Source organism: Burkholderia aenigmatica, assembly GCF_048627025.1.
Classification (GTDB): Bacteria; Pseudomonadota; Gammaproteobacteria; order Burkholderiales; family Burkholderiaceae; genus Burkholderia; species Burkholderia aenigmatica.
In genome coordinates this window covers 2,539,779-2,559,797 of sequence record NZ_CP184469.1, presented here as the reverse complement: position 1 = coordinate 2,559,797, position 20,019 = coordinate 2,539,779, and the positions used below count along the sequence as shown (strand labels likewise).

The window sequence follows — 20,019 nt, the reverse complement described above, 5'->3', positions numbered from 1 at the left end:
GGTCGCTTAACACTACTCAGAACGCGAGCGCCTGCTGCACCGGATGATGAGCACCGCGCTCGAACCCCGCGCCTTCGAGCGACAGCAGCGCGCGCTTGCGATCGATGCCGCCCGCATAACCGGTCAGGCTGCCCGACGCGCCGACCACGCGATGGCACGGCACCATGATCGACACCGGGTTCCGGCCGACCGCACCGCCCACGGCGCGCGCGCCGCTCATCGGCAAGCCGACGCGCTCGGTGATCTCGCCGTACGTCACGAGCTCGCCGAACGGAATCGCGAGCAACTCCTTCCAGACGCGTCGCTGAAACGCGGTGCCGCGCAAGTGGATCGGCACCGAGAACGTCTCGCGCATGCCGGTGAAGTATTCGGCGACTTCTTCCGCGACCTTGCGCGCAAGCGGCGACATCGCGCGCGCGTCCGCTTCGGTCACGATCGCAACCGGCGGGAAGTATTTCTGGCCGACGAAGTAGAGGCCCGTCAGCGCATCGTCCTCGATGCGCACGGCGATGTCGCCCAGCGGGCTCGGAATCAGGTGAGCGGGAGTCATCGCAACACATCTCCATGAAGGCGCCACACGTGCAGTGCGGCATACGCGCGCCACGGCGCCCAGCGCGCCGCATGTGGCGCGGATGAGGGCATACGGGCGCGTTCGGTGCGGGCGGGAAGCCACGCATCGTCGGCCGGGAACGCATTCGGCCAGGCCATCGCGCGCATCGCGACGTACTGCACCGCGCGTTCGTCGAAGCCGGGCAGCGCGCGCAGCGCGGCCAGCGTCGCGTCGAGTGGCGCCATCGGTTCGAGCGCGAGCGTGCCGTCGTCGACTGCGCGGGCGAGCGACACGATTGCCTGTGCCGCGTCGCGCGCGATGCCGATCGTTTCAAGGGCGGAAGGCGGCAGGGCGGCCAGCGTCGCGGCGGAAGGCAGCGCGTGCGTGAGGCCCGGCGGCGCGCCTTCCACCGATGAGCCGAAACGTTCGGCGATGCGCGCCAGCACCGGCGTGCCCGCATGTGCTGCCGCCAGCCGTTCGCCCGCGATCGCACGGATCGCAATCTCGACGCCGTCGAACGCGCCCGGTACACGCAGGCCCGGCGAGCCGCTCGCGAGTTCGCCGAGATGCGCGTCGATCACGTCGGGGCGGCTGTCGAGATCGAACAGCCGCCGCACGCGTGCGAGCACGGCCGGCACGACCGGCGTCAGCGCGGGCGATACGGTGACGGCCAGCGCGAAGCGCTGCGGTACGTGCGTGACGGACAGCCAGCCGGCGACGCGTCCGTTATCGCCGTTGCCGTTCCGGTTCGGCATGTCGACGACACGCGCATAACCCTGTGCATCGATTCGCTCGACCCCATCGATCTGCCGCTGCGCGAGAAAGCGCATCAGGTCGTCCCACGCGAACGGCGGCCGGTACGGCAGCGGGAACGTCATGTCGCCATCGGCCGATGCACGGACCCCTTTGCGCAGCCGCAATGGGTTGAGGCCGTAACGCTGCAGGAACAGGTCGTTGAAGCGCCGCACGCTGCCGAATCCGGCCGTCGACGCGACGACGGCCACCGGCAGCGCGGTATCGGTCAGCAGCCGCTTGGCCATCAGCAGCCGGTGCGTCTGTGCGAACTCGACTGGCGACACGCCGAACTGCGCGCCGAAGATCCGGCGCAGATGGCGCTCGGTCACGCCGACGCGCTGCGCGAGCGCGTCGACGGAATGGGTGTTCAGGAAACCGTCCTCGATCAGCGTGGCGGCCGCGTCGGCGAGATTGCCGGACAGGTCGAGCAGCCCGTGGCCGGGCGCGAGCTCCGGGCGGCAGCGCATGCAGGGTCGAAAGCCTGCTTTCTCGGCGGCCGCGGCGGTCGGGTAGTAGCTGCAGTTCTGCGCCTTCGGCGGCTTCACCGGGCAGACGGGGCGGCAATACACACCGGTCGTCGCCACGCCGACGAAGAACCAGCCGTCGAAGCGGCGGTTCCGCGAAAGCAGGGCGTCGTAGCAGGTGTCGGGATCGAGGCGCATGGGACGACTGTAAACCATCCCGGCCGCCGATTCTGGCTGGAATCGGACATGTGTATCGGCCACCGTACCCACGCGCGCCCGTCGGGAAAATTCGGGAAAAACGGTTAATGCCACGCGGCGAAACAGTCGTCTCTTTTGCCATGGCCAATTTGAGATGACTCATCGAAATCCCCGACTGACAGGGCGCCGGCACACGCCCTATCCTTTGAAAAACGTTTTCCAGATTGATCGGCGGAATCGGCTGCGCGCGACAGCGCGCAGCCGTCCGCCCCGGCGCCGGTCGCCGGTCAACGAACATCGTGCGGCGCGACGGGCGCGGCCGCGTATCGGAGACATTCATGCAATCTGCCGTCGTCGGCGCCGTGCGCGCTGCCGCCAGCCGCTACCGCTGGACCGTCTGTGCGCTGCTGTTTTTCGCGACCGTGATCAACTACATGGATCGGCAGATCCTCGGCCTGCTCGCGCCGATGCTTCAGCACGACATCGGCTGGAGCCAGGTGCAGTACGGCCGCATCGTGATGGCGTTTTCCGCGTTCTATGCGCTCGGCCTGCTCGGCTTCGGGCGCATCGTCGACCGGCTCGGCACGCGCATTTCGTATGCGCTGGCGATGCTGGTGTGGAGTATCGCCGCGATGCTGCACGCGGCGGTCGGCTCGGTAATGGGTTTCGCGTTCGTGCGCGCGCTGCTCGGGATCGGCGAGGGCGGCAACTTCCCGGCCGCGATCAAGACGACGGCCGAATGGTTCCCGCGCCGCGAACGCGCGCTTGCCACCGGCATCTTCAACTCGGGCGCGAACATCGGCGCGGTGTTCGCGCCGGCGATCATCCCGGCGATCGCGGTGGCCTACGGCTGGCGCGCGGCGTTCGTGATCATCGGCGCGATCGGCCTCGTGTGGCTCGCGGTGTGGCTCGTGTTCTATCGCCAGGCCGATACGCGCGCGCTCGCCGCCGAGTACGACGAGCCGCGCGACGAAGCGGAAGCGCTCGACGCGGCGAATGCGAACGCCGGTGCGCCGCGCTGGGGCGAACTGATCCGCAAGCGCGAGACGTGGGCGTTCCTGATCGGCAAGTTCCTGACCGACCCGGTGTGGTGGTTCTACCTGTTCTGGCTGCCGAAGTGGCTCAACGAATCGCGCGGGATGGACATGCAGCACATCGGCCTGCCGCTCGTCTGCATCTATGCACTGACGACGGTCGGCAGCATCGGTGGCGGCTGGCTGTCGTCGATGCTGCTGCGCGCGGGCTGGAGCGTGAACGGCGCGCGCAAGACGGCGATGCTGATCTGCGCGTGCTGCGTGCTGCCGATCGCATTCGTGTCGCAGGTGCAGAGCCTGTGGGCTGCGGTGCTGATCGTCGGCCTCGCCGCCGCCGCGCACCAGGGCTGGTCGGCGAACCTGTTCACGACGGCGTCCGACCTGTTCCCGCGCCGCGCGGTCGCGTCGGTGGTCGGGATCGGCGGGATGGCCGGTTCGATCGGCGGCGTGCTGTTCTCGGAAGTGATCGGCCAGGTGCTGCAGCGCACGGGCCACTACTGGGTGCTGTTCGCGATCGGCGCGTCGGCCTACCTGATCGCGTTGGGCGTGATGCACATGCTCACGCCGAAGATGAAGCCCGCGCAGCTCGACGCGTGACGAGGCGATCGCTTAGTCGCTCAATCGTGAATCGCATGTCCGCAAACGAACGCGCCGCCCTTGGGCGGCGCGTTTTCTTTTGAAGGCTCGAAGCAGGGCGCTCAGCCGACCGCGGCCGTCGACGCGCGCATGATCAGCCGCGGCTCGAACGTCGAATAGCTCGCATCGGTGCGCCCCGCGAGCGCGTCGATCAGCTTCTGCATCGCGAGCTCGCCCATGTTCTCGCTCTGGATGTCGACGGTCGTCAGCGCGGGCGCCGCGTATTCGCCGTACGGCACGTTGTCGATGCCCGCGACCGACACATCCTGCGGCAGCCGGAAGCCGAGCGACGCGGCTTCCTTCATGAAGCCGAGCGCGATCAGGTCGTTGTAGCAGATCACGGCCTGCGGGCGCTGCGGCCCGAGCATCACGCGCGAGCACGCGCGTTCGCCGGCTTCGGCGGTCGGCGCATGCGCATCGTGCACGTCGAGCGTGAGCCCGGCTTCCGCGAGGCAGTCGCGCGCACCCTGGATCCGTTCGTCGTTCACGCGGGCGGTGCCGAAGCCGAGATACGCGATGCGCGTGTGCCCGAGATTGAGCAGGTGGCGCGCGAGCATGTAGGTCGACAGCCGGTTGTCGATGCCGACGCTTGGAATCGGCAGGCCGGGGCTGCGCCGCAGCAGCACGAGCGGCTTGTTGAGGTCGAGCATCCAGCCGGCTTCTTCATCCGGCATCCGCGTGCTGACGATCAGCCCGTCGACGCGCTGCGCGAGCGCTTCGATCAGCGAGCGTTCGCGCGTCTGGTTCTCCTCGGTATCGACGAGCAGCAGCGTGTAGTCGTGCTGTAGCGCGACGCGGTTCGCGCCCTTCACCACGTTCGTGAAGTGCGGGTTGCTGATGTCGAGGATCACGAGGCCGATGGTGCGCGTGCGCCCGGTGATCATCGAGCGCGCGAGCGGGTTCGAACGGTAGCCGAGACGCTCGATCGATTCCTTGAGCCGTGCCTCGACGGTCGGCGAGAAGCGCTGCGTGCCGTTCACGTACTTCGATACCGTCGCGACCGACACGCCGGCTTCCGCCGCCACGTCGCGGATCGTCGGGGAAACTTTTTTCATCGGAAGGGTAACGTTTTCGTTCGATAACGCCGGATTGTGGCAGAAAAAGGGCACGCGCGGCCACGCGGCGATATCGGGAAAGTGCGGATGGCAGCGAACGGGTTCGACCATTGACGTTCGGCGACGCTCCCGCGTATAGTTGGAAAACGTTTTCCGATTCAGTCAGATTCAAGGAGATTCCATGAACGCCTCATCGACCGGCACGCGCAAACCGTTCGGGCGCTTGCTGCTGACGGGCGCAGCCGGCAACCTCGGCCGCCAGTTGCGCGGCGCGCTCGCCGACTGGGCCGACGTCGTGCGCGTCAGCGACATCGCGACGCTCGGCGACGCGGCCGCGCATGAAGAAACCCGCGTCGTCGACCTGGCCGACCGGGCCGCGGTGATGCAGCTCGTCGACGGCGTGGACGCGATCGTCCATCTCGGCGGCATTTCGGTCGACGCGCCGTTCGACGATCTCGTCGGCGCGAACATTACCGGTACGTACAACCTGTACGAAGCCGCGCGCAAGCACGGCGTGAAGCGCGTCGTGTTCGCGAGCTCGAACCATGCGATCGGTTTCCATCCGGTCACGGAAGTGCTCGACGCCGATTCGCCGCTGCGCCCCGACAGCCTGTACGGCGTGACGAAGTGCTTCGGCGAATCGCTGTCGCGCTACTACTTCGATCGCTTCGGGATCGAGACGGTGTGCCTGCGGATCGGTTCTTCGTTCGAAGTGCCAAAGAATCCGCGCATGCTCGTGACGTTCCTCAGCTATCGCGACTTCATCGAGCTCGTGCGCTGCTCGCTGCTGACGAACCGCGTCGGGCACGCGATCGTGTACGGCGCGTCGGACAACCCGGTGAAGTGGTGGGACAACACGAAGGCCGGCTTCCTCGGCTTCCGCCCGCGCGACAGCTCGGAACAGTTCGCCGGATTGTTCCCGGTGACGGCGCCGACCGCTGACTACGACGATCCCGCGCAGCGGTTCCAGGGCGGCGGGTTCGTCGTCGGCGAGCCGATGGAGCGCAACGCGTCGTAAGCGCCGCCGGCGTGGCCGATCAACGCAGGATGTCGGTCGCCTTGTGCGGTTCGGCGACGCCGTCGATCAGGATCAGCGGGCCGCTCGCGTGTCGGGCGCGCAGCGGCTGGATCTGCCGGTACGCATCCGATTCGTACCACGCACGTGCCGTGTCGAGATCGGGAAACGCGATCGCGATCAGGTCGCCGCGCCATACGCCTTCGCGTACTTCCGGCCGCGCGCCGTGAATCACGAAATGGCCGTCGAACGGCGCAAGCGTGCCGTCGATGCGTTCGAGGTACTCGATGATGTCGTCGCACATCTCGACGTCGTGCAGGTGGGCGATGGCGTACGCGGTCATGGTGGGCTCCTTGGCGTGAGTGCGTCGATGGAGCCATGATCGCGGCGCTGGCTACGCGCGTCGATTACCTGCGACGTAAGCAAAGCTGCACGGCCGGGGAAGGGGGCCTGCGCGTGCCGGCAGACACATCGCGCGTGCAGCACGGTACCGCTTACCCGCCCGCATCGTCAGCCGTGACGCCGCGTCGCCGTCAATGCGGCTTGCTGCAAACCGGATCGGTGTCGCGCCGCTCCACCGAATCGCACCAGTAACTCGGCCGCCATGCTTCGAACGTGACGGCTTTCGCCGCATTGGCGCGCGTGACGCGCACCGGGTCGGCTTTCAGCGCATCGCCGTCCGGGTCGTCGTTGAGGCGCCAGTTCCGCATGACCTCCCGATGGAATACCCACGTGCGATGGGCTGCGTCGTAGCGAAACGTCACGCGGTCGCGCCAGTGGCTCGGCCCCGCGAAGACGCCCTGTTCGACCGTGAAGGTGCGAGGTTCGATCGTGAGCGCGTTGTCGGCCACGCCGTCCAGATACGGGTCGCCCATCCCGCCTTCGTCGGCTTTCATGATCACGGCGTCGTTGCGCGCCGCCAGCCGATAGCGCCCGTCCTTGCCCGGCAGGAAGATCAGCAGCGGACGCAGCGACGCCTTGCGCATCGAGTCGTCGGGCTGATGCGCGACGACGACATAGCCGATGCGGGCGCCGTCGGTCAGTCGTCCTGACGCGGCATCCAGCGCTTCGTAGCCGGCGGGAAGCTGCGCGACGATGTCGCCTGGAAGGCCGGCGGTGTCCGGGCAACGGATCGAAGCCGGCGTGTCGCCGCAGTTCGCGGCGAAGGTGCTGCCGATGCCGAACGTCAGCAGCGCGGCGACGAGGCATCCTTTGATGCGGGGGAGCGTCATGCGGATCGGGACTTGATGAGGATGAGGTCGCGCGGCGGAAGCCGACGGGCACGCGTCGTCTTGTCTCGCCACAGCGCAGGTTGTGTGTGCGTCAGGTGACGCAGTGTAGCCAGTCATGCGCGCTTGCGCGTCGGCCGTGGGACGGGCACGGGCACCGGTGCCGGCGGCTCGTCGGCCTGCGCGCACAGCCGGTCGAGCATCCGTTGCGCGGCGCCCGCGCAATCCTCGCCCGCCGGCTTGTTCTCGATCTCGTCGATCAGCACCTGCAGATGTTGCCGGTTCTGCGCGAGACGCCGTTCGAGCAGCGCGATTTCATCGACCTTGTGCCGCAGCGCGACCAGCAGTTCGTCGCGCGGCCATGCGCCGAGATCGGGCGGCAGCACCGCGCGGATTTCGTCGAGCGCAAAGCCCGCGCGCTGTGCGCGGTCGATGATCGCGAGCCGCGTCAACGCTTCCGACCCGTATTCCCGATAGCCGTTTGCCTGCCGACGGGCCGGTTCGAGCAGGCCGCTCGCTTCGTAGAAGCGGATGCGCGACGCCGCGATGCCGCTGGCGCGCGCCAGTTCGCCGATTTTCATGCTGTGCTCCAAAAGGGGCTTGACCTTAAAGTTGACTTTAAAGTTATCGTTGGGCATCGTCAATCGAGGGTGCCCTCCATGAACCTGTTTACACCGCTGACACTGCCCAACGGGGCGGTGATTCCGAACCGTCTGGCCAAGGCCGCGATGGAAGAGAACATGGCCGATGCGAACCACGCACCGTCCGACGCGTTGCTGCGCCTGTATCAAGCGTGGGCCGATGGCCAGGTCGGCCTGATCCTGACCGGCAACGTGATGGTGGACGGCCGCGCGATGACGGGGCCGAACGGCGTCGTGCTCGAGAGCGATGCGCATCTCGACCGCTTCCGCCGCTGGGCGCAGGTGGCGCGCTCGGGCGGCGCGCACGTGTGGATGCAGATCAATCACCCGGGGCGCCAGATGCAGGCGGCGCTCGGCCAGACGACGCTCGCGCCGTCGGCCGTGCCGCTCGCGCTCGGTGCGCTGTCGAAGCAGTTCCCGGTGCCGAAGGAGATGACGCAAGCCGATATCGCCGACGTGCAGCAACGCTTCGTGCGCGCCGCCCAACTCGCGGAGCAGAGCGGCTTCACCGGCGTGGAGATTCACGCGGCGCACGGCTATCTGTTGAGCCAGTTCCTGTCGCCGCTGACGAACCGCCGGCAGGATCAATGGGGCGGCAGCATCGAGAATCGTGCACGCCTGTTGCTCGATATCGTGCGGGACGTGCGCGCGACGGTGTCGCCGGCATTTGCCGTCGCGGTCAAGCTGAACTCGGCCGATTTCCAGCGTGGCGGCTTCAGCGCGGACGATGCGAAGCGCGTGGTCGAACTGCTGAATCCGCTCGGCGTCGATCTCGTCGAACTGTCGGGCGGCAGCTATGAAGTGCCGGCGATGCAGGGCGAGGCACGCGACGGGCGCACGTTGGCCCGCGAAGCGTATTTCCTCGAATTCGCGCGCGACATCACGGCCGTCGCACGGATGCCGCTGATGGTCACGGGCGGCATCCGGCGCCGCGCGGTTGCCGAGCAGGTGGTCGACAGCGGCGTGGCGATGGTCGGCATCGCGACCGCGCTGTCGATCGAACCGAACCTGCCGCGCGACTGGCGAGCCGGCAAGGACAGCGCGCCGGTGCTGGAGCCGATTCGCTGGAAGAACAAGGCGCTGGGCGCGCTGGCGAACATGGCCGTCGTCAAGTTCCAGCTGACGCGGCTCAGCGAAGGCCGCCGCACGCACCCGCAGGTGTCGCCGCTGCGCGCGCTGGTGAGGCAGCAAATGGCCGCGCAGTGCCAGACGCGGCGCTACCGGAAGTGGATGGCGGGGCGCGCCGCAGGCACACGCGCGTGACGTGTGCGCGGGGCGGTATCGACCGCCCCGCACGGATCGGCCCGCCCATTTGCGGGTCGTTTCAAGGCTCGATTCTTTCGGATTGCTTTCTGAAATATCGAGCCTGTTTACTGCATTATTCAGGCACCTGAGCGCGATTTCAGCGTGGCATAATCCACCACCTTCATCGCCAGCCATTCTCGCCGCGCGTCATGCACGTCGCCCGTTTCCGCAAGCCAGGCAGCCTGATCGGATTGATCGCAATCCTGATGATGGCGCTCGCCCCTGCGGTCTCGCAGATGATGGCGTCGCGTCATCGGCTCGTCGATGCGCTGGCCGTCTATTGCACGGCGAGCGTCGAAGAGGCGGTGGTCGCGCACGACGACGGCAAGCCCGCACATGGCATCAAGGCGCACTGGCAAGCTTGTCCCTATTGCAGCTTCGTTGCCCACGCCGCCGCGCTGCCGGGCCATCCCGTCGCCTTCGCCGTGCCGCTTCCGGACTCACAGCGGCCGATCGTGTCGGCATCGATTCCGGCCCGCATCCGTCTCGTCCATACCGTCGCGCAATCGCGCGCGCCGCCTGCGTTCTCCTGAGTTCGTCTGATTTTCCTGCCTGACACGCCGCCGCTTCGCGCTCGGAGCGAGCGGCCGTTCGTCGCGCGCGTGCGCGACGGCATCGAACGACAACCGGAGAACACACCACATGCCCCGCTTTACCGAACGGCACGCGCCCCGCGCATGCGCCGCGCTGCTGGCCGCCTTTGCCGGCCTGTCCCATGTTTCTTCAGCGAACGCGCACGCCGTGGTCGGCGATCGCGTCTTTCCCGCGACGATGACCGTGGACGACCCCGGTGTCGGCGACGAATTCGACACGCAGTTCGGTCACATCAAGTCCTCCGACGACAGCGGCAACAGCTTCAACGTCAATACCGTGTCGTACGAGTGGGACAAGCTGATCACAAAGAACCTCGCGTTCAGCGTCGCCAGCCAGTACGTGTCGCAGAACGTCCCGGACGGCGGCTCCGCGAAGGGCTGGGACAACGTGACGCTCGGCGTGAAGTACCTCGCCTACACGAATGCCGCGCACGAATTCATGGCGTCGGTCGGCCTGAAAACCCAGATCGGCGGCACCGGCGCGAAATCGATCGCGAATCCATACTCGACGTTCACGCCGGCCGTCTACGTCGGCAAGGGCTTCGGCGATCTGCCCGCGTCGCTCGGTTACTTGCGCCCGCTTGCGCTGACGGCCGAGCTCGGGCCGAACCTGACCACCGCGTCGTCCGACCAGGGGCCGAATTCGCTCGGCTGGGGCGTGACGCTGCAATACAGCATCCCGTACCTGCAGCAGCAGGTGAAGAATCTCGGCCTGCCGCAACCGCTCAGCAACATGATCTTCGTCGTCGAGGCGCCGATGAGTACCTGCACCGCGGGCGCGTGTTCGGGGCAGACGACGGGGACGCTCAACCCCGGTGTCCTGTGGCTCAATCGCTACGGGCAATTCGGTGTCGAAGCGCAGATTCCGGTCAACCGGGCAAGCGGCCATCATGTCGGTGTGCTCTTCGACGCGCATCTGTATTTCGACGACCTGTTCCCCGGCTCGCTCGGCAAGCCGCTCTTCTGATCGACGGAGAATCGACATGACTGTTCAGACCACGCTGCGCGCTGCTGCCGCCGCGCTGTTGCTCGCCGGCGCGCAGCTTGCGCACGCGCACGCCTATCCGACCCACCAGGCACCGTCCGCGGGCGAAACCGTGACCGGCTCGCCGAAGACGGTCGCGATCGATTTCGACGACGGGCTCGAACCCGCGTTCAGCTCGATCGCCGTCACCGATGCGCAGGGCCACGCCGTCACGAACGGTAAAGCCGAAGTCGACGCGTCGAACCGCAAGCACATGTCCGTCGCGCTGAACCCGCTGACGCCGGGCGTCTACACGGTGGCGTGGGTGGCCGTCGCGCTCGACGGCCACCGCACGCAGGGGCACTACGCGTTCACGGTGAAGTGACGGCAGGCGCGCTCGTCGGCGCGCAGCAGGATACGGCGCTTACCGGCGCGTAGTTTCTCGGGCTGGCGTAGGGCCGCGTGCTCGCCGCCGTGCTCAGCCAGACAGCGCCGACCGCCGGCTCGCCCTGAGGCGGCATCCACGGCTGCAAACATCGAGGGCCCCGCGCCGGGGCCCGCTTCACCCTCATTTCCCCTCGCGGTCGAACAGGTTCGGGCCGACCTTCGCGTCGCGATTGTCCTCGGCCACTTATAATGAGAACGATTTTCATTTTTCTTCCGTAGCGTTCTCCCCGCCATGCGCCTCTCGAATCTGACCCAACACACGCCGGCCCTGGTCGACCATGTCGACGACGCGCGGCCCGACGACCCCATCGCCCAGCGCCTGCGCGATCTCGGCTTCGTGCGCGGCGAGCCGGTACGCGTCGTGGCGCGCGGGCCGTGGGGCGCCGATCCGCTGCTGATCCAGGTCGGCTCGACCCGCTTCGCGCTGCGCCGCGCCGAAGCGGAGCGCGTCAGCGTGAGCGTGCAGGAGGGCGGCCAGTCATGAGCGCCACGGCATTGCGTATTGCGCTGGTCGGCAACCCCAATTGCGGCAAGACCGCGCTGTTCAATCAACTGACCGGCGGCCGGCAGAAGGTCGCGAACTATGCCGGCGTCACCGTCGAGCGCAAGGTGGGACGTTTTGTCGCGCCGTCGGGCCGGCAGATCCAGGTGCTCGACCTGCCCGGCGCGTACAGCTTCGAGTCGACGAGCCCCGACGAGCGCATCACGCGCGATGTGCTGCTCGGCCGTCACCCCGGTGAAGCGCCGCCCGACCTCGTGGTGTGCGTGGCGGATGCGACCAACCTGCGCCTGCACCTGCGCTTCGTGCTCGAAGTGCAGCGCCTCGGCCGGCCGGTTGTGCTGGCGCTGAACATGATGGACGCGGCCGAACGCCGCGGCATCAGGATCGACGTCGACGTGCTGGCGCGCGAGCTGGGCGTGCAGATCGTGCAGACGGTGGCCGTGCGGCGCGGCGGCGCGAGCCGGCTCGTCGACGTGCTCGACCGCGCCGTCGCGAACCCGCCCGCGGCACCGGCCGACCAGCCGGCCGCGGCCGACGCGGCCGATCCCGACGCGATCCACACGCGGGTGCGCGCGCTGCTCGCGGCCGCCGTCGTGATGCCGCGCGCCACCGACATTCGCGACGATCGAATCGACCGCTGGGCGCTGCATCCGGTGCTCGGGCTCGTGATTCTCGCGGCCGTGATGTTCCTGGTGTTCCAGGCCGTGTATTCGATCGGCAAGCCGATTACCGACGCGATCGGCGACGGCTTCGGGTGGCTCGGTACGCTGGCCGGCGCGCACCTGCCGGACGGGCCGCTGCGCGGCCTCGTCACCGACGGGCTGATCGGCGGCCTCGGCACCGTGCTCGGCTTTCTGCCGGAAATCCTGGTGCTGTTCCTGTTCATCCTGGTGCTGGAGGAGTCGGGCTACCTGCCGCGTGCCGCGTTCCTGCTCGACCGGATGATGGTGTCGGTCGGGCTCACCGGCCGCTCGTTCATTCCGCTGCTGTCGAGCTTCGCGTGTGCGATTCCCGGCGTCCTCGGCACCCGCAGCATCACCGACCCGCGCGACCGGCTCGCGACCATCCTCGTCGCGCCGCTGATGACGTGCTCGGCGCGCCTGCCGGTGTATGCGCTGCTGATCGGCGCGTTCATCCCGTCGCAGCGCGTGCTGGGCATCTTCAACCTGCAGGGCGTCGTGCTGTTCGTGCTGTACGCGGCGGGCATCGGCGGCGCGATGCTGGTGGGCTGGATCATGAAGAAGGTGCGCGGCCCGCAGGGCGAGCACGCGTTGCTGATGGAGCTGCCGTCGTATCGCCTGCCGCGCATGCGCGACGTGGCGATCGGCCTGTGGGAGCGCGGCTCGATCTTCATGAAGCGGCTGACCGGCGTGATTCTCGCGCTGACCGTGCTGATGTGGTTCATCTCGACGTTCCCGTCGCCGCCGGCCGGCGCGGTCGGCCCCGCGATCGACTATTCGTTCGCCGGCTACATGGGACGCGGCCTGCAATACGTGTTCGCACCGCTCGGCTTCAACTGGCAGATCAGCCTGTCGCTGATCCCCGCGTTCGCCGCGCGCGAAACCGCCGTCGCGGCGCTCGCGACGGTCTACGCAGTGAGCGGCGGCGACGCCGACATCGCAAGTGTCGGCCACGCACTCGCCGCCAACTTCTCGGTTGCCAGCGCGCTGTCGCTGCTGGCCTGGTTTGCGTTCGCGCCGCAATGCATGTCGACGCTCGCGGTGATTCGCCGCGAGACGGGTTCGTGGCGCAACGTCGCGATCTCGTTCAGCTACATGTTCGTGATGGCGTATGCCGCGTCGTTCGTCACCTACCAGATCGCGCGGGCGCTGACATGAGCGCGGCCCTTGCCTGGCAATACGCGGCGATCGCGGTGCTGGTCGCCGCCAGCGCGCTCTTCATGTTCCGCAAGCTCGCGCCGAAACTGGCGGCGCGCGGTCAGCGCGCCGCCGCACTCGCATTGTCACGGCCGGGCCGGCCGCGCGCGCTGCGCTGGCTCGGCGCGCGCCTGATGCCGGGCTCGGCGGTCGCGAGCGCCGGTTGCGGCGACGGCTGCAGCACCTGCGGCGCCTGCGACACCGGCGGCGCACCCGTGCCGTCGGACGAACAGCCGCTCAGGTTCCATTCGCGCGTGCGAGACTGAAGGGCGCGGCGAGGATCGCGATAGCCCGGTCAGGCAACGGCCTGGCGATCGCATTCCTCGTCGTGTTCCGGCGGGGCCGGCCGTCGCGATAGGCGCGCAACGCGTCGGCGGCACGGCGGCCGCCTACCATTTGAACGCCTGCCACCGGTACGTATCGTCGAGCGACTCGATGACGAGCCGCTCGACCGGCACCGGCTTCACCGATCCGCACCACTCGAGCGGGTCGGCACCCTGCCGCACCCCCTCCGTGACGAGCGCGTCGCGCGCCGCATCATCGACACGCGCGCGCTGCCAGAGCGTCTGGTCGTGAAGCAGCTTCGTCGCATCGATCCCGAAGCGCACCAGCCCGCCGCCGGCCTGCCGCGTCTGCCACATCGTCAATGTCACGCGATCGCCGGTCACGGGATCGATCGCCCGCCGGTTGGCCATCTTCTCCCAGTGGGGATTGCGCGAGAACCAGGCGACGGGTTTCGCTTCGGGCGCCATGTCGAGCGCGTTCGGCATGATCACTTCGCTCATGATGATCGACTCGAAGTGCAGCATGACCGTGTAGTGCCACGCCATCGTAGCCATCCGGCATTCTCCTGTTTCGATTGAACGTGTCTGCGGCGCGACCCGGCCCGCCCGCTCGCTCGTCCGCCGCGGCGGATCGGCCGCGCGGGCGTGGGGCCGGGTCGCGCGGCGTCAGAACCGGTAGTTCGCGAGCACTTCGAGCCGCCGGTCGTTGCCGAGCAGGTACTGCGTCTCGTTGTAGTACGCGGACTGCACGAAGCGCCGGTTGAACACGTTGTAGGCGCGCGCGGTGATCGTCGTGTCCTTGCGCGGTTTCCACGCGAGGCCGAGGTCGACGGTGGTGTACGACGGCATCACGAGCTGGTTCGCGGTGTCGGCGAAGCGCTTGCCGACGTACTTGACGCCCGCGATGCCCGTCCAGTCCGGCGCGAAGCGCCAGCTCACCCACAGGTTCGCGAGCCGCTGCGGCACCGATATCGGCACGTTGCCCGCGCGCGAGACCGTCGTGCCGCCGGAGGTCTGCTGGAAGTCGTCGTATTTCGCGCGCAGGATCGACACGTTCGCGTCGACGCGCCAGTCCTTCGCGATTTCCGCGCCGACCGTCGCCTCGAGCCCGCGCGACGACTGCTGGCCGACCTGGATCGACTGGTTCGGGTTCAGCGGATCGGCCGTCAGGAGATTGCTCTTCACGATCCGGTACGCGGCCAGCGTCCATTCCGCCTTGCCGCCGAGGAGCGACTGCTTCACGCCGATCTCGATCTGCCGGCCGGTCGCGAGCGTGAAGTTCGCCTTCGACGCATTCAGCGACAGCAGCGAGCTGATCGGATCGGCCGCGACCGAATACTGGCCGTACACCGCGAGGCCGGGCTGCACGTCGTACACGGTGCCGATGCGCCAACCCGTGTTCGCGAACACCTTCGTGAACGCGCCACCGTTCACGAGATCGTCGCGGTTCACGCTCGCGTGGTCGTAGCGCAGCCCGCCGATCACCGACCAGCGCGGCGTGATCTCCAGCCGGTTCTCGGCGAACAGCGCGTACTGGTTCGACTGGCTGCGGTACTTCGGATAGGTGCCGGCCGTGTTGATGAAGCTGCCCGGATCGAAGTTGAACGGATCGACCGTCGACGTGCCCGAATACGGTGAGTTGTTGTCGTGCTGGAACGTCGTGTGATTGAACTCGAAGCCCGCCGAGAACGTGTTGCGCATCCCGAGCAGCGCGCTGTTCACGGTGGCCGCCGTCACGTTGCCGTACTGCTCCTGGTCGTGGAAGATCTCCGTGTAGCTGCTGCGCCGCACTTGCGCGGTTGACGGCAGGTACGTGTAGTACTCGGCATCCTTCCAGTGACGGTTGCTCTTCATCCGGTACAGCGTGCTCGTCACGTTCAGGCTGTCGCTCGGCTGCCAGTTCGCCGACACTGTCGCCCAGCTGTCGCGGAACGCGATGTCGCTGTCGCCGACGTTGTAGTTCTTCTTGTCGAGCGCGCGATCGCGTGCGCCGTTGACGAGCGGCACGCCGAAATACTGCATCGGATGCTGGAAGCCCTGCGCATACGACGCCGTCACGTACAGGTCGGCTGTCACGTCGTAGCGCAGCGCGCCGGAGATCGACAGGTTGCGCGAATTGCCGCGGTCGACCCAGTTCGACGAGCGGTTGCCGCTGATGTCGAAACGGTACGACAGCTTGTCGTTGATCGCGCCGCCGCTGCCGAACGCGGCCCGCGCCGTGCCCTCGGTACCGCCGCCGACCTGCAGCTCGTTCTGGATCGCGCCGCGCGTCGGCTTTTTCGGCACGATGTTGACGACACCGCCGATCGCGCCTTCGCCGTAGATCACCGAAGCCGGGCCACGCAGCACGTCGATATGGTCGACCGACCACGTGTCGAACGGAAAGGTCATGCCGATCGCGCCGTACGGGCGCACGCCGTCATAGAGCTGCGTGACCGACGACGCGCCGACGAAGCCGCGCGCGCCGAGCTCCGAGCCGCCGTTGCCGGGATGCGGCGATGCGCTGATGCCGGTGGCGCGGCTCACCGCGTCGACGATCGAACTGTCGCCGCGCGTGTCGAGCGTCTTGCGGTCGAGCTGCTCGACGCTCGCGGGCGTTTCGAGCGACGACAGCCCGAGACGGCTGCCGGTGTCGAGCGGTTGCGTGAGCGGCGTCGCCTTCTGGGCGTTGACGCGAATCGGTGCGAGCGTGGTGCCGGTGTGCTTGGCGTCGCTTTCCTGTGCCTGCCCGGCCGGCGCGAAGGCCGCGAGCAACGCGGCGGGCAGCATCAATCTGAACTTCATGTTTCGTTATCCTTCGAATCGGTGGAATCGCTTCGCGATCACGCGGTTGCGCGTGCCGAACGACCGAACAGCAGGCGGTCGATCAACCAGACCGCGACGATCGTCGCGCCCATCAGCGGAAAGACGACGCCGAGCAGCACGAGCCCCGCGATCCAGCCGCGCATCGGCGGCGCGCCGCGCTCGCGCGACGGCGCGCCCAATTTGTGCGCCGGGCGGCGCTTCCACCACATCACGGTACCCGTGACGGCCATCGCGGCGAGCCCGAGCGACAGCACCGCGCAGACGATCTGGTTCGCCAGCCCGAAGTAGCGGCCCATGTGCAGCGACGTGCCGTACGACACGGCCCGCGAGACCGCGCCGTAGTCGTCATAGCGGATGTCCTTCAGCACGGCCCCGCTGTACTGGTCGATGTAGATCGTCCGCTCGGCTTTCGGGTCGTCCGGGAAGTACGACGCGGTGAACACGCCGTCCGCGCCGGACGGCAGCGCGAGCGTGTAGCCGCTCGTCACGCCGAGGCCCGCGACGATCGCGATCGCGCGGGCCAGCGGCAGCGGTGCCGGCGTCGGTGCCGATGGCGAATGCGGGACGGGCACGTTGCCGACCGCCCACGGCGTTTGCGGCAACGGCAGGTCGTCCATCACCATTCCCGGCATCGATTCGCCGGATGCGTGGTGATGGCCGGATGTCGCCGCGGCCTGGGCCGGCGCGGGCGCCGTGACGGCACCGGGGCGGGTCGAGCGCACCGCCCCGCCGCCCCATGCGCCTTCCGGCGCGCCGAGGTTCACGGTCGCGGCCAGCGCCTTGAAGTTCTTGCCCCACGAACCCGACCACGGCAGCCCCGTCAGGATGAACGCCACCGTGCCGGCCGCGAGCCAGATGCCGGCCGTCGCGTGAATGTTCTTCCACAGCGGCCGGCCGCGCAGCGACAGGTCGGGGCGTAGCGCCTGCCCGACGCGCGCAGCGCCTCGTGGCCACCACAGCGCGATACCGGTGCCGATCATCACGAAGGTCCAGCACGCGGCGAGCTCCATCAGCAGTTCGCCGGTCTTGCCGAGCAGCAGCTTGCGATGCAGCATCCGGTCGATCTGCATGAAGCGGTTCTCGACGCTCAGCGTGCCGAGCACGCTGCCGTCGTACGGGTTCACGTACACGCTCTCGCGGCTGCCGTCGCGCAACCGGAACACGTATTCGGCGCTGCGGTCCGGCGCGGTCGAGACCTGCACGGAGGCCGGCGTCGCGCCGGCCGGCATCGCGGTGCGCGCGTTCGCGAGCAGCGCGTCGGGATCGAGTCGCGGCGTGGCGCGCGGCTCGACGACGAGCCGGTGCGGATACAGCAGCGGCTCGATCTGCGGCTGGAAGCAATAGAGCGTTCCGGTGATCGCGAGGACCACCAGGAACGGCATGACGAACAGGCCGGCATAGAAGTGCCAGCGCCAGAGTGTCCGGTAGCCGGCGTGGGTGGATTGGGCGGGCGCGATGGCCCGCTCGACGGTGGTCGACATGGTGTCAGCTCCTCGTGTTCGTTGAGCGGCCACGCCGGCGCGGGCCGGCGGACGTCAACGTGCGTCGCGCCCGCCTGCGCGCATCGATGGAACGGGCGGCGCGGCGCCACGCGCAGGCGGGGCGCATGACGGCGTCGCCCGCGCGATGCGGGCAAGCGGGTGAACGCTTGAATCAGGTCGTATGAGACGAACGGCGTGCAGGCGCATGCACATCGACGTGCACGAGCCGCTGGGCGGAACCGTCAGCAGAACAGAGGAGGCGCGCGCGAAGGGGGGCGATCGTCGAAGATCGATCGCACGAAGGGAATACTGTCGAAGTGAATCCGGAAGCGCCGCGGCGCGGCCGCGGGAAACAGCAACACCAGCAGGACGAACGACGCCAGCGCCGTGAACAGCGCGGCACCGAATGCGCACAGGCTGTCGCCGTTTCCGGACGATGCCGTGTTGTCGGCATGCGCGTCATGCTTGAGCGCATCGGCGAGCGCCAGCGCATCGTTGGCCGGTGTGATCGGCGCGCCGGCGTCGAAACGGGCAGCCAGCGCGGCCACGTTGACGATCAGCGGGCCGCGGCCCGAACACAGCACCACCGAGCCCGCATCCGGACTATCCGGATCGAGCATCACGGCACCCGACATCAGCGCGCGGGACAGCAGCGTCATGAGGAGGAACCCCCACAGAAGCTGTCGCGCGACACCGTGCTGGAGCAGGAAGCGGCGAAGTGCGTTCATGGCGCGCGATTGTACCTCCGTTTGCGGGGCGGGGCCGGTCGTCTCGCTGATGCGCGGCATCGGTCCGGCGTGCTGTAGCAGCCGAACGGGCGTGTCCGCAGCGGCTAGTCGGAACTGCACGATTCGCTGCCGGGCGGCGCGTTCGCCGGGCCATACGACCAGGTGCCGTCCGCGCGGGCGGTCAGCACGTTGCCCGAGCGCCGGTCGTAGAGGTGCCACTGTTCGTCGGCCGGGTCGTCGCCGTAGGGCCAGGTCGTCAGTTGGCCGCCGAGGTCGAAGTCGAACGCCCACGAACCCGGCTGGGCACGCGGCGCGACCGATTGCAGGATCTGCCCGTCGAGACGTTGCGCGGCCGCCGCGATGTCGCCAGACCGGGATTCGCTGTGCGCGAGCTCGTGACCGTCGAGCGCGATCGACCAATGGCAGTAGCAGATCCACAGATGCCCGTTGCCGGTGACCGTCACGTGCCGCGACGCGAGCCTGTCGCGCGCCGCCGCCGACAGCCCGCGCGAGCCCGCGAGCGGCTCCCTGACATGCAGCGCGGGTTGCCCGAATTCGAACGTGAGAAAGCTGCCCTGGCCTTTCGTCACGGACCAGGCCGGGGTTTCGCAGATGGCCGGCCAGATCCGGTCGAAGTCGGCAGCGTTCACGGCGTGCGTCTCACCTCGGCGAAACCGGCCTCGGCGTCGTCCGCGCTGGCGTCATCGTCGGCCAGCAGATCGGAGAGGTCGGCCGGCGACAAGCGCAGCATCGTGCGCTCGACGTCGTGATCGTAGCGGCGGTCGTTCGGGTCGTGATGCTTCTGCGCCTTGCGCCCGTAGCGCTTCACGAACACGCCGAGTGCGCCGGCCAGCCGGGATTTCCGGTTCCTGAGGCTCATGCGGCGAGGTCATCGGGCATGCGCGCGGATCGGGCAGGGCTGCCGTGGCCGCGCTTGCCGCCCGCGGCAGCCGCTGCGTGGCGCCGGCTCAGGCCGGATACGCATCGTCGACTTTCAGGTTCGCGAGCCGGAACAGCGTGCGCAGCGTCTGCGGATGAATGTCGCGGTGCGCGGCGAGCGACGTCAGCATGAAGTCGAGCACCTTCGCGTAGCGGAGCAGCACGAGGCAGCGCGCGAGATCGGGCGTGCGGCCGCGCATGTCCTCGGCGAGGTGGACCATTTCGGTGGACAGCGAGCGCGCCATCTCGAGTTCCATCTGCTGTTTTTCGGTCCAGTCGGGCAACGGCTGTTCGAGCAGCTTCGCGAGAAAGAGCTGGAACGACGTGTCGGACGAATTGGGCAGCGCATCCATGAAGGGCCTCGTTGCTTGCGCGTATCGATCGGGCGTATCCGGTGGGTGCGCCCGAGGGTGGATTCGTGTCCGCGCGATGAACGGCGCGGCTGTCCCCCGAACGGAATGCAGGTTCCGTACCAGC

At 68.2% G+C, this 20,019-nt stretch carries 22 protein-coding genes; 9 read left to right on the top strand and 13 right to left on the bottom strand.

The genetic code is table 11. The features are described 5' to 3' along the window. Positions 1–16: 16 nt before the first annotated feature. Together ACN8ZM_RS28475 and ACN8ZM_RS28470 are read right to left on the bottom strand one after the other, a co-directional pair. On the bottom strand, positions 17–550 hold the full coding sequence (locus ACN8ZM_RS28475) for a methylated-DNA--[protein]-cysteine S-methyltransferase (RefSeq protein WP_043178584.1): 534 nt from the start codon (positions 548–550) through the stop codon (positions 17–19). After that, positions 547–2,025: a DNA-3-methyladenine glycosylase 2 family protein gene (locus ACN8ZM_RS28470; RefSeq protein ID WP_420211402.1), complete on the bottom strand. Its 1,479-nt coding sequence runs from the start codon at positions 2,023–2,025 to the stop codon at positions 547–549. The genes ACN8ZM_RS28475 and ACN8ZM_RS28470 overlap by 4 nt, the downstream gene beginning before the upstream one ends. 320 nt (positions 2,026–2,345) lie before the next feature. Here ACN8ZM_RS28470 and ACN8ZM_RS28465 point away from each other — a divergent pair, with 320 nt between their 5' ends. Further along, positions 2,346–3,638: an MFS transporter gene (locus ACN8ZM_RS28465; protein ID WP_089453766.1), complete on the top strand. Its 1,293-nt coding sequence runs from the start codon at positions 2,346–2,348 to the stop codon at positions 3,636–3,638. A 101-nt stretch (positions 3,639–3,739) separates the two neighbouring features. Here ACN8ZM_RS28465 and ACN8ZM_RS28460 read toward each other — a convergent pair whose 3' ends face one another. Next, positions 3,740–4,843, bottom strand: a complete 1,104-nt coding sequence (locus tag ACN8ZM_RS28460) for a LacI family DNA-binding transcriptional regulator (protein ID WP_205821725.1) — start codon at positions 4,841–4,843, stop codon at positions 3,740–3,742. 70 nt (positions 4,844–4,913) lie between these two features. Here ACN8ZM_RS28460 and ACN8ZM_RS28455 point away from each other — a divergent pair, with 70 nt between their 5' ends. After that, positions 4,914–5,750 (top strand): NAD-dependent epimerase/dehydratase family protein, encoded by an 837-nt coding sequence (locus ACN8ZM_RS28455; RefSeq protein WP_043178578.1) that lies wholly within the window; start codon positions 4,914–4,916, stop codon positions 5,748–5,750. Positions 5,751–5,769: 19 nt separating this feature from the next. Here the strand turns inward: ACN8ZM_RS28455 and ACN8ZM_RS28450 are convergent, their stop codons facing one another. From ACN8ZM_RS28450 to ACN8ZM_RS28440, 3 genes are all read right to left on the bottom strand, one after another. Next, on the bottom strand, positions 5,770–6,090 hold the full coding sequence (locus tag ACN8ZM_RS28450; RefSeq protein ID WP_043178577.1) for a DUF1330 domain-containing protein: 321 nt from the start codon (positions 6,088–6,090) through the stop codon (positions 5,770–5,772). A 190-nt stretch (positions 6,091–6,280) separates the two neighbouring features. Further along, the gene (locus ACN8ZM_RS28445) at positions 6,281–6,979 is read right to left on the bottom strand and encodes a hypothetical protein (protein ID WP_420211401.1); all 699 of its coding nucleotides are present in this window, start codon (positions 6,977–6,979) and stop codon (positions 6,281–6,283) included. 113 nt (positions 6,980–7,092) lie between these two features. Further along, complete coding sequence (locus ACN8ZM_RS28440) at positions 7,093–7,557, bottom strand: MerR family transcriptional regulator (protein ID WP_175022382.1); 465 nt, start codon at positions 7,555–7,557, stop codon at positions 7,093–7,095. Between the two features lie 78 nt (positions 7,558–7,635). Between ACN8ZM_RS28440 and ACN8ZM_RS28435 the strand changes: the two genes are divergently transcribed. From ACN8ZM_RS28435 to ACN8ZM_RS28405, 7 genes are all read left to right on the top strand, one after another. Continuing rightward, positions 7,636–8,880: an NADH:flavin oxidoreductase/NADH oxidase family protein gene (locus tag ACN8ZM_RS28435; protein ID WP_043178572.1), complete on the top strand. Its 1,245-nt coding sequence runs from the start codon at positions 7,636–7,638 to the stop codon at positions 8,878–8,880. Between the two features lie 248 nt (positions 8,881–9,128). Continuing rightward, positions 9,129–9,455 (top strand): DUF2946 domain-containing protein, encoded by a 327-nt coding sequence (locus ACN8ZM_RS28430; RefSeq protein ID WP_420211400.1) that lies wholly within the window; start codon positions 9,129–9,131, stop codon positions 9,453–9,455. Positions 9,456–9,564: 109 nt separating this feature from the next. Beyond that, positions 9,565–10,482 (top strand): hypothetical protein, encoded by a 918-nt coding sequence (locus ACN8ZM_RS28425; RefSeq protein ID WP_420211399.1) that lies wholly within the window; start codon positions 9,565–9,567, stop codon positions 10,480–10,482. Between the two features lie 16 nt (positions 10,483–10,498). Next, a complete protein-coding gene (locus tag ACN8ZM_RS28420; RefSeq protein WP_043178564.1) occupies positions 10,499–10,864 on the top strand; it encodes a copper resistance CopC family protein in 366 nt (121 codons plus the stop codon). Between the two features lie 294 nt (positions 10,865–11,158). Next, complete coding sequence (locus ACN8ZM_RS28415; RefSeq protein ID WP_031402528.1) at positions 11,159–11,410, top strand: FeoA family protein; 252 nt, start codon at positions 11,159–11,161, stop codon at positions 11,408–11,410. Beyond that, entirely contained in the window at positions 11,407–13,266 is a 1,860-nt protein-coding gene (gene feoB, locus ACN8ZM_RS28410; protein ID WP_089453737.1) for a ferrous iron transporter B, read from the top strand. The genes ACN8ZM_RS28415 and feoB overlap by 4 nt, the downstream gene beginning before the upstream one ends. Next, positions 13,263–13,571, top strand: a complete 309-nt coding sequence (locus ACN8ZM_RS28405; RefSeq protein WP_420211398.1) for a DUF6587 family protein — start codon at positions 13,263–13,265, stop codon at positions 13,569–13,571. Before feoB ends, ACN8ZM_RS28405 begins: the two co-directional genes overlap by 4 nt. Positions 13,572–13,694: 123 nt before the next feature. On the opposite strand, the gene ACN8ZM_RS28400 is transcribed toward ACN8ZM_RS28405, so the two are convergent. From ACN8ZM_RS28400 to ACN8ZM_RS28370, 7 genes are all read right to left on the bottom strand, one after another. Continuing rightward, on the bottom strand, positions 13,695–14,144 hold the full coding sequence (locus ACN8ZM_RS28400) for a hypothetical protein (protein ID WP_175022377.1): 450 nt from the start codon (positions 14,142–14,144) through the stop codon (positions 13,695–13,697). Positions 14,145–14,255: 111 nt separating this feature from the next. Beyond that, positions 14,256–16,373, bottom strand: a complete 2,118-nt coding sequence (locus ACN8ZM_RS28395) for a TonB-dependent receptor (RefSeq protein ID WP_420211397.1) — start codon at positions 16,371–16,373, stop codon at positions 14,256–14,258. Positions 16,374–16,411: 38 nt separating this feature from the next. Next, positions 16,412–17,875 (bottom strand): PepSY-associated TM helix domain-containing protein, encoded by a 1,464-nt coding sequence (locus tag ACN8ZM_RS28390; RefSeq protein ID WP_420211396.1) that lies wholly within the window; start codon positions 17,873–17,875, stop codon positions 16,412–16,414. Positions 17,876–18,117: 242 nt separating this feature from the next. Continuing rightward, complete coding sequence (locus ACN8ZM_RS28385; protein ID WP_301767098.1) at positions 18,118–18,603, bottom strand: hypothetical protein; 486 nt, start codon at positions 18,601–18,603, stop codon at positions 18,118–18,120. Between the two features lie 104 nt (positions 18,604–18,707). Then, on the bottom strand, positions 18,708–19,253 hold the full coding sequence (locus ACN8ZM_RS28380; RefSeq protein ID WP_043178551.1) for a hypothetical protein: 546 nt from the start codon (positions 19,251–19,253) through the stop codon (positions 18,708–18,710). Beyond that, the gene (locus ACN8ZM_RS28375; protein ID WP_420211395.1) at positions 19,250–19,483 is read right to left on the bottom strand and encodes a hypothetical protein; all 234 of its coding nucleotides are present in this window, start codon (positions 19,481–19,483) and stop codon (positions 19,250–19,252) included. Before ACN8ZM_RS28375 ends, ACN8ZM_RS28380 begins: the two co-directional genes overlap by 4 nt. 88 nt (positions 19,484–19,571) lie before the next feature. Further along, a complete protein-coding gene (locus ACN8ZM_RS28370; protein WP_021162626.1) occupies positions 19,572–19,895 on the bottom strand; it encodes a hypothetical protein in 324 nt (107 codons plus the stop codon). Positions 19,896–20,019 lie beyond the last annotated feature (124 nt).